Genomic DNA, 13935 nt, shown 5'->3' with positions numbered 1-13935 from the left:
CGGATCAATCTTTCCTGGTGATAATTAAATCAGAGAAAAAGCCTTCCGTGCCGACTTCTACCCATAAACCGATTGCGCCGGATGCCTCTGCGCCATGAAAAAGATCATTGACGATGAGTGCCGGCTGAGAATTACCATCCAGATATAATTTGGCTTGCTGGCCGTTTACTTCAATGCGCATGGTTATCCATCTGTTCAGCTCCATATCTGCGTACGACTCATACTTTTCCGGGAATTCCTTTCGAAGCCGGTCGAATTTGTAATCCGGGTAAGAATAGTACTGAATGGAATGGTTGCGTCTTACCTGATCATCCGCTCTGCCGTTGGTTGGCCGGATGTAGATACTCTCATACCTGGAATTGTCTCCGTTGATCCTGAATGCAACTCCGATAAACCCTCTGGCGTGGGCAGGAGCGTTTTTCAATAACCTGCCAAGAACCTTTACTTCAATCGTACCATTGCGAAAGCCAGTCCCTTTTATCTTTACAAAAGTAGGTTCGTCGTCGAGCTTAACAGCCGGGTCTTTAGTGACTTTTAACACCGACTTTCCGGTTTCCTGAACCAACTGCGTCGAAACCTGATTTGCTTCGAGCGTAGCCGCGTTGAACAAAACCTGTTGTGCGGTCACGTCTATGCTAAAAAGAAGGATTCCGCTTGCTATCGTAACCAAAACATTTCTCATTGATTGGATTTTAACGGATGTCATGATTCAAGTCTCTCATCTGGATATTCTTTTGTACAAACTTTCGCCTCCTCCCATCCTTTCACTGCTTCGTCAACGGCTACTGGGTCATGAGCGAATGAGATGTCAAAGGTCTGGATTTACATCTGATTGCTCTATTGACCTATATTAAGAAGTAGCCTTGATCTGGTTTAAGATTTTTGCCCTATCTCGGCGGTTCTCACAATAGGTGAAACAGATGCTTGTGCACTCCGCCGGTGTTTTTGATCCACCAGAGTTCATCCTGGAATTAGAATTAGCTTCCATCGACGGCATGACCGGGAAAGCAAGAAGCTCCCGGGGCGACCATGGTTTAACGACTAACCAGAGTTGCCCAGAATAATTTATAAGAAATTTGTATTTATATATAGTTAAATTATATATTTGAAGTAATAGACCCTCAGTTGATTCAAAGCAGGAAACGTGGATCGATGCCGAGCTCAAAAAATGCAATCTGCGACATCCGAGGGAAATTTTTTCATTACTAACAACCTAACAACATGACAGCAATCGAAGTATCCGGTAACACCCATGGCGGCCGCCATGGTCATTTGAGAAGCAACAGAGTCTCGACACGCGTCGATATGACGCCGATGGTCGACCTGGGCTTTCTATTGATTACGTTTTTCATGCTAGCGACGACCATGAGCAAGCCAACATCTATGTCGGTATTCTTTCCGGACAATACAACGATCGATACCGACCCTATCCGTGCCTCCCGCGTACTGACGCTTTTCCTGGGCAACCACGACGAAATATATTATCTGGATGGCGTCGCGGCTAATGATGACATTGCGCCGGTTGCGCTGAAAATCACCCGACCCGGGTACGAGCTGAGAAATGTCATCTTCGCCGCTCACAAACGCGTAGATGCATTGCCCGGTTCTGAAGGCGTTAACAGTTCGCTGATCGTAGTTATAAAACCCACGGGCGTTTCCAGCTATAAAAATATGGTCGATGCGATGGATGAGATGGCTATTACCAAAACGAACCGGTATGCGCTTGTAGATAAGCTCACGGAATCGGAAACTAAACTGCTTGGAGAAAAAATACTTGGCCAAAAATGAGCCGATAACATTGCGCAACATCGAAAGACCATATTCCTGACATCCTTCGGCAGGTGGCGGGTTTGGCTTCGGTTCCGGCTTCCTCATCACTTATCGGCGACAACCGGATCCGGCAGTGAATCTGCCAAAACCCGATTGTGAACCACCAAAAACAGCAGCGAAAGGTAAATGCCAACAAAAAAAGTCTGATACATGAAATTCCTATGGAAATGGTTTCATCTGAAAAAGAGTAACCTACTGGGTCAGTAGCGATTCACTGTAATAAATCTCGCCTCCGATCTCATCAGGTACCTTGGTGAAATTGATGATCATTTTGATTTTGTTGTCTTTGGAGGTCTTATACAGGCGGGGGGCGGCTGTATTCAATTTCACCCCCGCCTTCTTATCCATTTCTTTCGGGACATTCCAGGTTTGTACCCAGACTTCTCTCTTCTTAGGATCTTCCCGATATTCAACTGCGTCCGGATGAGCATCCGGAAAGGGTTGTATGGTAAAAAAATCCCGTTCCAGCTGGTAACGAAGAGCAAGTTTTACAAACCGCACTTTGCGAATTCCCGGATCGTATCGGGCGGCGCTTGTACCGTTGTAGAACTTAAAATCATCGGCTAAATAGCTTGCGATTTTTTCCGGGTCACCACTGATTGTGGCTGCTAAAAATTCGTCTACAAGTGTGATGGCCCGGATGCTCCAAACAATCTGTTCTGTGCATTTTTTTCTGCGTAAATGCGGTCGTAACGGCTGATAAAGTAATAGCGAGGAGGAGGTGGTGATTTTTCATTTCAGTTGTTTTAAAACGCTTCGAAAAATCGGAGCATTGATTCCCAAAGTTCCGGAGTAAACGGGTGCTTTTGTGAGGAGTTTCTTCGCTTTCGATGCTACATTTCCTTCTTTAAGCGGGACAAACTGTGCACTATCAGGACAAATTCAGCTTTTTACTCAGAAATGGTTAAAAAGTATACGCTCGGTATGGTGCAATAGCCAGGGGAGGCTATATTTATAGATGACTCAACTCCGCTATCTTTCTGTCCTTTTCCTACTGATCCTCCTTTCTTGCAGAACGCTTGTTTTCGCCCAAACAGCTTCTGATTATGAATTCATATCCACCGCTCAAGGCCTCTCCCAGGGATTGATTAACGATATGGTCCAGGACCGGGAGGGCTTTATCTGGATAGTCACCAAGGGCGGTCTCAACAGGTATGACGGGTACACATTCAAAACATTTACCACAGACCCGCAGGATTCCAGTTCGATCAGCAGCAACTCGGTCAGCAATTTGCTTGAAGACAGCAAGGGCAGGCTGTGGATAGGCACGCGCGACGCGGGAGCGAAAACACCAGCCATATTCCTGTTATCATGCTGACGGCAAAAGCGGATATCAATAGTAAGATAGAAGGCTTGCAGCAAGGCGCCGACGCGTACCTCGAAAAACCATTTAACAGTGAAGAACTATTGGTGCGTATCAGGAAGTTGCTGGAAATGCGTAAAAAGCTGCAACAATATTACCTCAAAAAAGCTGGTTTTGATCATCCACGCTTACAGTCGGCAAACGACTCGGATAAAATCAGCGATCACGCCTTAGAGGATCGTTTTGTAAAAAGGGTCCGGGAAGCCATCGAGCAAAACCTAAATGATGCTGATTTTACGGTCGAGAAATTAAGCAAACTGATTTTCATGAGCCATTCGCAACTGCATCGGAAACTGGACGTGCTAACAGGCTGCTCTCCCAACAGATTTATCAGGGTGATCCGGCTCGAAAGAGCGAAGGAGCTATTGCAGGGCCCGGCTAACAGTGTTGCGTCGGTTGCGATGGATTGTGGCTATGAAGATCCGGGATATTTTGCACGGATATTCAAGCAGGAGTTTGGTGTAACCCCGCAGAAATGGAGGAGCATGGTTGACTAAAAAATAATCCAATTCACTATCCTGCGATACTTATTTTAGAACTTTCTAAAATCATTGCACGTATTGCTCCATCACCGGCTGTATCTGGCTCATCAATCGGTCTTTTTATACGATTGAAAATAAAACTTTGATCGTATTCCGAAAACAGGAGCTTCCTCCAAGAGTGCTGCTTCTGTTTAATAAATCATAAAGTTTCCACACCTGGCCTGAACTTACTATCGGGAGAAAACAAAGTACCTGCTATATTGCCCAATTTATTGCTCCTGGTACTATGATTTCCATAAAAAGATACAATCTGCAACTCGGTGCGGTGATCGCGACCGTTTTAGCCACGTCGATCTTGCCCGTGAGGCTTTCCGAAGGCCAGGGCCACAACCCTATAAATCTGATCGGATCAGAAATTGTAATCTGGGTGATGTGTGCGACGATGTGGACGGCCACCTATCACATCTATTATCGGATTGGGACAGCCAAATGGCAAAAATTTGTCATCGCATTGCTGGTTTGCGGAGCGCTCTCTAATCTATTTTACTTCGGATCTAATCCGCTTTTCGAGGACTATCCGCTTAAACCAATGCGTGAACTTCCTTTTTGGTTAGCCGCCGTTCGCCTTTCCATCCGGGGATTTTTGGTGGGACTCATTATGATTCCGCTCATTTTTCTGCTTGAAAATGAGCGCCAACAACAACGGGAGGAGCTAGATAGAGAAAGAAACAAAGCCAAAGATGCCGAGCGACAAAAACAACTGCTGGAAGTCCTTGTCGCCGAACGAACCAGAGAACTCGAACGGACACTTTCTGTTCTGAGCGAATCTCAGGATGAGCTGGATCATCAGGTCTATCTGCTCTCACGCGTAGTCGCGTCGATCGCCCATGATGTGAACGCGCCGCTCAGACATATTATCTCGGGTACAGAACTTATCGGACAGTTCATCAGAAACCGGCAGGTGGAACAGGCGGGTGAATACAATCAGCAATTGGAAAATGCGCTGAACCATATGGCCACGTTTATGCACAATCTGCTTGAGTTTGCCAAGGGCCAGATTCATAAAGGGTCCCTGCATATGGGTAATGTAAATCTGGCAGCGGTGATAAGCGAAAAAGCACGCCTGTTTGAACAGATTCTTAATTCGAAAAACAACACATTGCACATCCGCCTGGACGACAGCCTGAGTGTAACCAGTAATGCCAATCTGCTAGGCGTGGTATTGCATAATCTGCTTGACAATGCCATCAAAAACACTGGGATGGGCGAAATTGAGATCTCAACCGACGTTTTGGATGACGAGCTGCATCTGCTCATTCAGAATGCGGTTTCAAAAACACCCCGGAATGGAAACCTGGAGCAGGATGAGTCACGTACTTCGGCTTATTGGGATATCGCCAAAGCAGGCGCAGACGGTCATGGGCTGGGTCTAGTGCTGGTGAGGGACATTTCAACGCTTCTGAACGTCAGATTTTTGATCGAGGCCACCGCCGGTAAAGTGACAGCCCGGATCATCTTTAATGAATTCAACACTGATGATCTCGTTTCTGACAGCGCGGCCACCGACGTTCGAATTGCTGCGAACGCTGGCGAATAAGTAAATACCGGTACTCTGTTTTCAAAACTAAAAGCTCCGGGAGCAGGCAGCAAAAAAAATTCAGCATAACGGAACGTTTGTTCCGGTTTGTAGCTTTATATATTCGGAACGATCATTCCGAATAAAAATCTATCATAACTGAACAAATGGAAAAGTTAGCAAACAAAGTGGCCGTTGTGACGGGCGCGTCCAAAGGAATCGGAGCCGGCATTGCAAAAGGTCTGGCAGCAGAAGGCGCAGCGGTCGTTGTAAATTACGCATCAGCCAAGGAAGGGGCTGAAAAATTAGTATCCGAAATCGTCAATAACGGAGGCAAAGCGATTGCAGTCCAGGCAGACGTTTCCCAGCAGGTAGACGTTGACCGGATTTTCACAGCAGCGCAGGAGGCTTTCGGAGGGGTAGATATATTGGTTAACAACGCGGGTGTCTATCAGTTCGGTGCGATCGAAGATGTAACGGCCGAAGAGTTCAACCGCCAGTTCAATACGAATGTGCTTGGCTTATTGCTCGTTACCAAAGGAGCTGTCAATAGCTTCGGCGACAAAGGCGGAAGCATCATTAACATCAGCTCTACCGTAACGCGGATCACCCCTCCCGGGAGCGCTATTTATACAGCCAGTAAAGGTGCCGTCGACTCCATCACACAAGTACTCTCCAAAGAACTGGGTCCCAAAAAAATACGGGTCAATGCGATCAATCCGGGAATGGTAGAAACAGAAGGCACGCACACGGCTGGGTTTATCGGCAGTGATTTTCATGCCAATGCCGAAAAGACAGCGCCATTGGGACGGATCGGTCAGCCGGACGACATAGCTCCGATCGCAGTTTTTCTGGCATCCGATGATTCCCGCTGGTTAACCGGCGAAACGATCATCGCGAGCGGCGGCATACGCTAACTAATTGTATTTCAAAAACTAGTCTGCGATCCGAGGTCATCTCCGATGAGGGGAATCGCGAATTAATTCAAAATTGAATAGCTTTGCTCATCATTGGGTAAAGCTTTTCTGCCATGGCAAGAACGAAGGATTTTAATGAGGATGAAGTATTGGGCAAGGCCGTGTGCCTTTTTTGGCACAAGGGCTACAATGGGACATCCATGCAGGAGTTGGTGGACCATCTGGGTATCAGCCGGTCGAGCTTGTATGATACTTATGCCGATAAACATACGCTGTACATTAAAGCGCTCGAATTCTACCAAAACAGCGCAAGTACCCCAATGTATAATATCATTGCCAACACTGCGTCTGCCAAAGAGGCGATACGGCAGCTATTGGAGCTTTTCATTCGGGACCTTCTGAATGACGAGCAAGGCAAAGGGTGTTTTATGGTGAATTCGGAGGTAGAAGTGGCGCCGCATGATGCAGAGGTAAAAGAGATAATCTCTAAAAATGAGCGCCGCATAGAAGAGCTGTTTTACGCCGTTATTCAGAAAGGGCAGGTAAACGGAGAAATTACAACCAAACAGGACGCCAGGGCGCTGGCCCGTTTCATCTTTAATACGGTAAAAGGTGTGAGAGTGTCTGCAAAATTAACGGCTGACAAAGCCTTTTTTGATGATATTATCAAAGTAACTTTGTCTGTCCTGGATTAAGCCCGTTAAAAGCGCTCTTTCAGCGATCTCGATCTACCTGTTTTGAATGAAGATATTCCGAAAGCATCAGACCCGATCAATTTCTATTAAGCCTGTTCCAGGGAATAGAATTATTTCCTTTGGTATCCTTTATAATGGGCTATAATATCCCGGTCCTTAAATTTAAAATCCGGATCTTTTTTCCCCAGAAAAAATACGCCACTCGCCGTATCAATGTTAAACGCATCTGGTACCAGCTTATCAAACAACCGAACCCAGCCAAATATCAGGGAAGCCAGAATACCTAATTTCTTGCTCCGCGTTATCCCCCATGTGGCGTACCGAATGTTCCACAGTACCACTGAACCGAAACCGCTTACAAAACCAGAGTCCAGTAATCGAAAATCCTTAAACAAAAGCCGGTGCCCACTCTCGGTAAATCGGGTAAAGTCATACGGTCCTTCATGTACATGCTGCTGAAAGGGTGTCTCGGCATACACCACACCATCCTTTTTCAATACACGAAGTATCTCAGATACGACCTGATGGGGATACAGTACATGTTCCAAAACCGCCTGAATCCAAATACCGTCTATCGTTCCACTTGCAATGGGAAGTGAATGGCCGTCCGCGACAAAGTGCGTATTCGGCGATGCATAAATATCAAAAGAAAGAATGTCGATTGTTTTATCGTCATACATCCCTCCTGCCCCATTCCCTATGGCCCCGCCTCCAATTATGAGGACCGTTGCCCTGCGATCCGGATATTTTGGTAAGGCACCGAGAAACTGATCCAGATTCTTCCGGGTTGTACCGCTGCTATTCCAAAATATTTTTTTAATCAGATCGTACTTATTTCCTGTTCTTGGGATCAAGCTTTCTCCGCTTGTAGAAAGCAATGGATTTTCATCGAGAATCGAACGATCGAAATCTACCAAAACCGGAATTCTATTTTGTATTAATGGAATGGCATTCCGAGAATGATTACATTCCAAATTGGAACATAATATTTGATCCCCGGAAAATTCGAGTTTTCCCAGGCACAACGGACAGGCCAAAGTATTGTCTCCGATTTTACTATTGACAGTAGGATCTATATTCATCGTAGCTTAGAGAAAGGTAACCCACACGTAACTTAACCAATTCTACGACAATACATTTAAATTTCGGATCTAGCTTATTAAACGGCACTAATTATTTATCCATTAGAATTTTGATAACTTATTAAATAATTCACCATGCTTTTTTAGCAATTGATTATCCGCAATAGCCACTACTATTTACTCACGGATACGAATATTCCGGAACCATACTTTTTCCTTCGCATTATGGTTCTGTAAAGCAATTTTTCCTCGGTGATGCGGAGTTGCGTAGGGCCAATCCTTGAATTTACTTTTGGCTACGGCTTCTTTCCAGGCATCGCTGCCATATGTATAATCAGCCACGATCTTTCCATTCAGATAATGTCGGATATGCTCCTTTTCAACTACGATCTTCCCGGTATTCCAGCTTCCCGCCGGTTTGAAGGCCGTCGGGTCGGAGGGCGGGTTCATGTCGTAGTTTGCCCCAGTCAGTTGTACGGGTTTCAGACCAACGTTTTTCCCACTCTCGTCTTTGACCAGATAATTTTTATCATCGATGATCTGGTATTCCGGGGCTGAAAAGACGGTCCGTTTGATTTCCGGCTTTTCAATTACCTTATACAGCACTCCGCTGTTACTTCCTTCCGGAATCTTAAACTCAAATTCCAGTTCAAAGTCTCCATATTCCTTGTCCGTAACCAGGTCGCCACCACTGCCGTCACTGGTTAGCATTCCATCTTCGACAAACCAGCCCACAGCCTTCGTTTGATTGTAACTGTGCAAGCCTTTTATTTCTTTTCCATCAAAAAGAGTCACCCAGCGCCCGGGAAGGAAAAAACCCATGGTGGATATGAACATTGGAAACAGAAAAATAGCCGCACGGCTGATTTTAAAATATTTCATGTCTGCAAAAATTGGTTTAAAAGCGGTTTCAAATTAATGATTTTCAATCCGATCTGTCTGGATTAATCAAAAAAAATATCTGGTCAATTGCCAAAAGGCCTCCGACAGTTTGCCGGAGGCCTTTTCCATGTATCGATCATCTCAGTTAACCTAACGGGAAGCCATTACCTTTTCCTTCTTTGCCACATTATTGATCATTTTTTCCATAGAAACCATCCGCTTGTCCAATGCCTCCAATCTCGCACGGAGCTGATCATTCTCCTCCTGCAATTGCTTCGTTCTCTTTTCGAGTGCCTGAATCGCGGCCATATTTACGCCGTCGATATCAATGGTATTGATGGTCGTATCGTTCCCGATGCCCTCCTGCCCGAACGCGGCATAGAAGTCCTGCGCCATCGGACCAATGTGCCGCGTCGCAGCTGGTTGCGATTTGTAGTTCCAGCTTGTAACCGACATTCCGGCTACTTTCATCAGAATCTGTTCCGTGTCCAGGTTCCTGAAGTTGTCCTTTTTGCGGCGGTCACTGACACTTGCCCAGGCACCATCGCCCGGCGCGAGCGTCACTCCGGTACTCAGGTTCATCGTTGTGAAAAGCCTGAAACCTCCGACAAAACGCATCGTCATCTGGTTGTTGCTGCTGCTATATGCGCTGTCGCTGCTGAACCCGGCACTCGCGTCGCTGATTACACACGCTCCCTGGTGCCGCACACGGGCGTTCTTACCCATTGCGAGGGAAAAATTGCCCCGGGCACTATTTTGTAACCCGATAGCAATCCCAAAAGCGCCGTAGGCGATCGAAGGGCCAATCACCACCGAGGCCAGTCCACCGGCAATCGACGACGGCCCCAGTGCCATCGCATCATCAGCGGTCGCCTGTGCGCCGCTTCCCATTGCGATCGCTCCGACGGCCGAAGCAGTACCATTGAATGCCAACGCACGATCCGCTGACGCTGTACCATAGCTGCCGAGTGCCACCGACTCATTCCCGGAAGCGGTGGTCGCAAGCCCCACAGCAAACGAATGTTGCCCCGACGCGCGCGTATTACTGCCGGCGGCAAAAGAATAATTCCCGACCAGACCATTATCCCAATAGGAACTTCCGAAACTGCCAACATAACCCGCCCGGAAAGCGGCTTTGTCGGCATACCACATCATACGCCGGCCTTCTCCTGTTGCAGGTATTCCGGATGGGCTGGTCGCCACATCTCCTGATGCCGAAAAAAGCACGCTGCTGTCGGCGACATGGAGGCCCGCTTTCGGGAAGATAGTCCCGATCCCAACCTGTGCTTTTGCGCAGAGAGAAACTAAAACTAGCAGGAAAGTAATGGTTCTTTTCATGTTTATGAGATAGTTTTTGTAGAACTATTTTTATAACTATCCCATTAAAGACGCTACCATCAGCTTTCTAACAATTTGTCGCCGCCATTTAACTATGTTTTGTATTTACGGAAAAAGCCTGGTGATCAGGCCTCTGCGCCCAAGGCTCCGTCTAAGCGATTCCAAAAAATGAATCCGAAAAGTACTGTCACGATCTGTCAATGCGCCACAGATTTCAAGCCAATAATGGAGCAGATGAGCGTGGTAATGAAAAACACGCGCCAAAAGCTGACCGGCTCTTTAAAGACCAACATCCCTACCAGGACTGTTCCCACCGCACCAATGCCGGTCCATACCGCGTAAGCTGTCCCGATCGGCAGTGTTTGCGTAGCTTTCAGCAATAATGCCATGCTGACGACCAGAGAAACGACAAATCCGGCAAACCACCAGTACATCTCCACGCCGCTGGTTTCGCGTACTTTTCCCAGGCAGGAAGCAAATGCGACTTCAAACAGGCCTGCTACAATCAAAATTATCCAGTTCATACCTTTTTTGTTTTCTACAAAGGTCCGCAACCGGGTTGACAAAAAATTTTACAAATGTTAAAAAGCGCTACCTGATCCCGGACCGGATCCGGCTCAAAGTAACTTGTGTAATGCCTAGGTATGAAGCAATGTGGCACAATTGTACCCTTTGAAGAAGGTCCGGACTCCCGGTCATCAGGGCAATGTATCTTTCCTGAGCAGTTCTGAATTGCGCTGCAATAATCCTCTCCTCGGTTTTGATGAGCTCCTTTTCCGCGAGTCTCCGCCCCCAATTGGCGATATGGATGTCATTAGCAAATAAATTCCGCAGATTCTGAGTCGCCAGCGCGTAAAGCTCACAATCTTCCAGCAACTCCACGTGCTCGTAACCTGGCTCACCGGCGACATAACTTTTCATGGAAATGACGGTATCCCCCTCCCTCCCAAACCAGAAAGTAACGTCGCCGCATTCTGAGTCGGCATAAGCGCGGACAATACCTCTTTTGATGAAGTAAAGCATCGGCTCAACTTTCCCTGCCCGCAATAAAATATGACCTTTGGGATAAGCTATCTGGGAGATACTCGCCTTTAATGCTGTCCGGGAGGCCGCGGGCAATTCATAGAGCCTGTCCAAAATTTCGTCTACTTCCATGGCACAAAGTACGGTTGCTCAGCGCGCAAGTCGCTCGACAGCCTCCTCCACTGAATCTAAAAAATTAACCTGCCGCCCCTTATTGCTTTCAAATATGAAATCCCTCAGACTCTTTCCCGGATAGGCCATAAAATCGCCCACGATCGCCAGCCTGATCCGGTAGTTACTAAACTTCTGAAGAATTTCGCCGGCAATGCCCGTTTTCAGATCAAAGAAATCCGGCGAGATATTCCGCTCGTGCAAAATAAACTCGCCGAAATCCTGATAATACAAATCAACCATTAACTGAAGTCCTTCTTCTGCCGTGCTGATCAGGATGTCATCCGATTTAACCTCCGCAATTTTTATCCCCCTGGCCTCGTGTACCTGTATGTTCATGAATATGGAGTTCTATCCGAAATATTTCTAGCGGAACCGCCCCAAGGTAATAAAAGTTTCGGCTAAGCGGGCTGCCTCCGCCCGCTTAGCCGACGCATTGGCCTATCTCCGCGATCCTTCGATGTTTGGTAGAAAAGCGGTGAGGACCCCAATCAGAGGCAAATAAGCACAAATACCGAACACGTATTCAATACTAGTATAGTCCGCCAGCCAGCCGAGCACCGCTGAGCCGATCCCACCCATTCCGAATGCAAAACCGAAGAACAAACCGGAAATCATACCGATTTTGCCCGGCACCAGATCGGTTGCATATACCAATATCGCCGAAAATGCGGAGGAAATAACGACGCCGATTACCGCAGAAAGCACCACCGTTCCCAAAAGACCCGCGTGAGGAAGCATCAGTGTAAACGGTGCGGCACCCAGAATCGAGACCCAAATAATGTGTTTCCGACCGTAACGGTCACCCAACGGCCCTCCTATAATGGTTCCGGCAGCAACCGCGGCCAGAAACACGAACAGGTAATATTGCGACTGCTCGACGCTGATATGAAATTTGTCGATGAGAAAAAAGGTGAAATAGCTCGTCATCGAGGCCATATAAAAGTATTTGGAAAAAATCAGGACGAGCAAAATCCCGATCGAGGTAGTCACTTTTCTCTGGTTCAGCTTTGGCATAGCTGATGATGAAACCGTTTGTCCGGCATACTGCCTGGTTTTCACGACCAGGTTAATCCGGTACCAGGAGCCGATCCGCGCCAGAATCAGCATGGCGAGTATCGCCACCAATGCAAACCAGATGATATTAAACTGTCCGTATGGAACCACGACAATCGCGGCCAGCAACGGACCAATAGCACTTCCCGCATTACCGCCTACCTGGAATATCGACTGTGCCAGTCCTTTCCTTCCTCCCGAGGCGAGATGCGCCACGCGCGACGCCTCCGGATGGAACACCGATGAGCCCATCCCGATCAGACTCACGGCAACCAATATCATTCCGAAGCTCACAGCGAGGCTTAGGGCGATCAGGCCCAGGAAGGTAAAGCCCATGCCGATAGCCAACGACATGGGCGTCGGTTTCTTGTCGGTATAAAAGCCCACTACGGGTTGAAGAATGGACGCTGTTAGCTGAAAGACAAGCGTAATCAACCCGATTCTGGTAAAACTGAGGCCGAAATCATTTTTGAGCATCGGGTATACGGACGGGATCACCGACTGGATCAGGTCATTGAGCAAATGGGTAAAACTGATCGTCAACAAGATCCCATAGACTGTCGTCCTGACGGTTTTGGAAGAAGAAAGCGTTGTTTCCATGTTTAATTCATCAGATCATCTGATGTTTAAGGTTAAAAAAATTAGACGCGCCCAATGATATTTCCGGCTGCGACCATCGCTTTTTGTGAAGCTCCTGCTTTGATGTGTTCGAAAAGTTGTTCGTGAAGCACCTGGGTTGTCCTGAATATTGCTGTGTCGGTGTAAGTCAGCATGAACCAGCTCATCACGTGCTCAGACACCGAGTGGTATAGCTCCGTAAGTATCTCATTACCGCAGGCTGATGCAATAGACAGATGAAATTCTACGTCTGCGCGGATACAAGACCGGATATCCCCCGCATCCGCGTAGGCTCCCCGCTCGGTAAGTTTTGCCTTCATGGTTTTCAAATCATCCTGCGTCCGGTTTTCAGCGGCTTTGCTTGCAATCCTGGGTTCAAGCAGCTCCCTGACCTCCATAAGATCATTAATATCGGCCCTACCCAGCCAGTTGCTCAGCGGTTCGCTGCCACGAACGCTCTCCACAAACGTCCCAACCCCTTGCTGCACCCGAAGAAAACCGGAGTTGACCAGGATCCGTATGGCTTCGCGGACAGAAGACCTCCCTACTCCGAATGTTTTCATCAATTCCGGCTCCGTAGGCAAGCGGTCGTCGACCGCATACTGTCCTTTCTCGATCTCTTCACGAATCCTTTGCGCAACTGCATCGGCCAGGGATTTTTTTTCTATCATGATCTCCAACTAATTCATCATATCATCTGATGACTACAAAAGTAGCGAATACTTTGAAAAATGCAAGAATAACAACTCATGACCTCGGCCTGGGAATCTCAACTTTTTTCTACATACGAAAATATTTATTCTATTCCCTCTCATCGCCGATATCGACGATCCTACGCCAATCCGTTCCGCAGCCAAAACTTCGATGGGCGCCAGGGATGATGATCATACCGATTAACCCAC

General features: G+C 47.3%; 16 protein-coding genes. 6 read left to right on the top strand and 10 right to left on the bottom strand.

Annotated elements, in window-relative coordinates; translation table 11 throughout:
* Positions 1–4: 4 nt before the first annotated feature.
* Positions 5–682 (bottom strand): hypothetical protein, encoded by a 678-nt coding sequence (locus BP71_RS23390; protein ID WP_496383741.1) that lies wholly within the window; start codon positions 680–682, stop codon positions 5–7.
* Between the two features lie 539 nt (positions 683–1221).
* Between BP71_RS23390 and BP71_RS23385 the strand changes: the two genes are divergently transcribed.
* Positions 1222–1788, top strand: coding sequence for an ExbD/TolR family protein (locus tag BP71_RS23385; RefSeq protein ID WP_496383739.1), 567 nt, complete (start codon positions 1222–1224; stop codon positions 1786–1788).
* Between the two features lie 234 nt (positions 1789–2022).
* Here BP71_RS23385 and BP71_RS23380 read toward each other — a convergent pair whose 3' ends face one another.
* Positions 2023–2331 carry a hypothetical protein gene (locus BP71_RS23380; RefSeq protein ID WP_496383737.1) on the bottom strand — a complete coding sequence of 103 codons (309 nt, stop codon included), beginning with the start codon at positions 2329–2331 and terminating at the stop codon, positions 2023–2025.
* A gap of 457 nt (positions 2332–2788) precedes the next feature.
* Here BP71_RS23380 and BP71_RS23375 point away from each other — a divergent pair, with 457 nt between their 5' ends.
* The 5 genes from BP71_RS23375 (at position 2789) to BP71_RS23355 (ending at position 6863) form a co-directional block, all read left to right on the top strand.
* Positions 2789–3148 carry a ligand-binding sensor domain-containing protein gene (locus BP71_RS23375; protein ID WP_496383735.1) on the top strand — a complete coding sequence of 120 codons (360 nt, stop codon included), beginning with the start codon at positions 2789–2791 and terminating at the stop codon, positions 3146–3148.
* Positions 3142–3690 carry a response regulator transcription factor gene (locus tag BP71_RS23370; RefSeq protein WP_496383733.1) on the top strand — a complete coding sequence of 183 codons (549 nt, stop codon included), beginning with the start codon at positions 3142–3144 and terminating at the stop codon, positions 3688–3690. Before BP71_RS23375 ends, BP71_RS23370 begins: the two co-directional genes overlap by 7 nt.
* 271 nt (positions 3691–3961) lie before the next feature.
* Entirely contained in the window at positions 3962–5272 is a 1311-nt protein-coding gene (locus BP71_RS23365) for a sensor histidine kinase (protein WP_496383731.1), read from the top strand.
* 146 nt (positions 5273–5418) lie between these two features.
* The gene (locus tag BP71_RS23360; RefSeq protein WP_496383730.1) at positions 5419–6168 is read left to right on the top strand and encodes a glucose 1-dehydrogenase; all 750 of its coding nucleotides are present in this window, start codon (positions 5419–5421) and stop codon (positions 6166–6168) included.
* Positions 6169–6281: 113 nt separating this feature from the next.
* Positions 6282–6863 carry a TetR/AcrR family transcriptional regulator gene (locus BP71_RS23355; RefSeq protein WP_496383728.1) on the top strand — a complete coding sequence of 194 codons (582 nt, stop codon included), beginning with the start codon at positions 6282–6284 and terminating at the stop codon, positions 6861–6863.
* Positions 6864–6973: 110 nt separating this feature from the next.
* On the opposite strand, the gene BP71_RS23350 is transcribed toward BP71_RS23355, so the two are convergent.
* The 8 genes from BP71_RS23350 to BP71_RS23315 form a co-directional block, all read right to left on the bottom strand.
* Positions 6974–7717, bottom strand: a complete 744-nt coding sequence (locus BP71_RS23350) for a class I SAM-dependent methyltransferase (protein ID WP_496383726.1) — start codon at positions 7715–7717, stop codon at positions 6974–6976.
* Between the two features lie 405 nt (positions 7718–8122).
* Entirely contained in the window at positions 8123–8827 is a 705-nt protein-coding gene (locus tag BP71_RS23345; protein ID WP_496383724.1) for a 3-keto-disaccharide hydrolase, read from the bottom strand.
* Between the two features lie 150 nt (positions 8828–8977).
* The gene (locus BP71_RS23340; RefSeq protein ID WP_496383723.1) at positions 8978–10165 is read right to left on the bottom strand and encodes a tail fiber domain-containing protein; all 1188 of its coding nucleotides are present in this window, start codon (positions 10163–10165) and stop codon (positions 8978–8980) included.
* Positions 10166–10362: 197 nt separating this feature from the next.
* Complete coding sequence (locus BP71_RS23335) at positions 10363–10689, bottom strand: DMT family transporter (RefSeq protein WP_496383721.1); 327 nt, start codon at positions 10687–10689, stop codon at positions 10363–10365.
* A 67-nt stretch (positions 10690–10756) separates the two neighbouring features.
* A complete protein-coding gene (locus tag BP71_RS23330) occupies positions 10757–11320 on the bottom strand; it encodes a Crp/Fnr family transcriptional regulator (protein ID WP_496383719.1) in 564 nt (187 codons plus the stop codon).
* A gap of 18 nt (positions 11321–11338) precedes the next feature.
* Positions 11339–11698 carry a DUF4180 domain-containing protein gene (locus BP71_RS23325; RefSeq protein ID WP_496383717.1) on the bottom strand — a complete coding sequence of 120 codons (360 nt, stop codon included), beginning with the start codon at positions 11696–11698 and terminating at the stop codon, positions 11339–11341.
* 102 nt (positions 11699–11800) lie between these two features.
* Positions 11801–13015: an MFS transporter gene (locus tag BP71_RS23320; RefSeq protein WP_496383715.1), complete on the bottom strand. Its 1215-nt coding sequence runs from the start codon at positions 13013–13015 to the stop codon at positions 11801–11803.
* Between the two features lie 41 nt (positions 13016–13056).
* Positions 13057–13704, bottom strand: coding sequence for a FadR/GntR family transcriptional regulator (locus tag BP71_RS23315; protein WP_496383713.1), 648 nt, complete (start codon positions 13702–13704; stop codon positions 13057–13059).
* Positions 13705–13935: the final 231 nt, after the last annotated feature.

It is taken from the genome of Dyadobacter ginsengisoli DSM 21015 (genome assembly GCF_059568735.1).
Note: the sequence above shows the minus strand (reverse complement) of the source record. Positions and strands in the feature narration are given on the sequence as shown.

What these genes read in the sequence shown, in the direction of transcription:
- BP71_RS23340 (WP_496383723.1), bottom strand. Translation starts at nt 10,165, where the DNA reads ATGAAAAGAACCATTACTTTCCTGCTAGTTTTAGTTTCTCTCTGCGCA.
- BP71_RS23365 (WP_496383731.1), top strand. Translation starts at nt 3,962, where the DNA reads ATGATTTCCATAAAAAGATACAATCTGCAACTCGGTGCGGTGATCGCG.
- BP71_RS23315 (WP_496383713.1), bottom strand. Translation starts at nt 13,704, where the DNA reads ATGATAGAAAAAAAATCCCTGGCCGATGCAGTTGCGCAAAGGATTCGT.
- BP71_RS23375 (WP_496383735.1), top strand. Translation starts at nt 2,789, where the DNA reads ATGACTCAACTCCGCTATCTTTCTGTCCTTTTCCTACTGATCCTCCTT.
- BP71_RS23370 (WP_496383733.1), top strand. Translation starts at nt 3,142, where the DNA reads ATGCTGACGGCAAAAGCGGATATCAATAGTAAGATAGAAGGCTTGCAG.
- BP71_RS23355 (WP_496383728.1), top strand. Translation starts at nt 6,282, where the DNA reads ATGGCAAGAACGAAGGATTTTAATGAGGATGAAGTATTGGGCAAGGCC.
- BP71_RS23335 (WP_496383721.1), bottom strand. Translation starts at nt 10,689, where the DNA reads ATGAACTGGATAATTTTGATTGTAGCAGGCCTGTTTGAAGTCGCATTT.
- BP71_RS23385 (WP_496383739.1), top strand. Translation starts at nt 1,222, where the DNA reads ATGACAGCAATCGAAGTATCCGGTAACACCCATGGCGGCCGCCATGGT.
- BP71_RS23390 (WP_496383741.1), bottom strand. Translation starts at nt 682, where the DNA reads ATGAGAAATGTTTTGGTTACGATAGCAAGCGGAATCCTTCTTTTTAGC.
- BP71_RS23330 (WP_496383719.1), bottom strand. Translation starts at nt 11,320, where the DNA reads ATGGAAGTAGACGAAATTTTGGACAGGCTCTATGAATTGCCCGCGGCC.
- BP71_RS23325 (WP_496383717.1), bottom strand. Translation starts at nt 11,698, where the DNA reads ATGAACATACAGGTACACGAGGCCAGGGGGATAAAAATTGCGGAGGTT.
- BP71_RS23360 (WP_496383730.1), top strand. Translation starts at nt 5,419, where the DNA reads ATGGAAAAGTTAGCAAACAAAGTGGCCGTTGTGACGGGCGCGTCCAAA.
- BP71_RS23345 (WP_496383724.1), bottom strand. Translation starts at nt 8,827, where the DNA reads ATGAAATATTTTAAAATCAGCCGTGCGGCTATTTTTCTGTTTCCAATG.
- BP71_RS23320 (WP_496383715.1), bottom strand. Translation starts at nt 13,015, where the DNA reads ATGGAAACAACGCTTTCTTCTTCCAAAACCGTCAGGACGACAGTCTAT.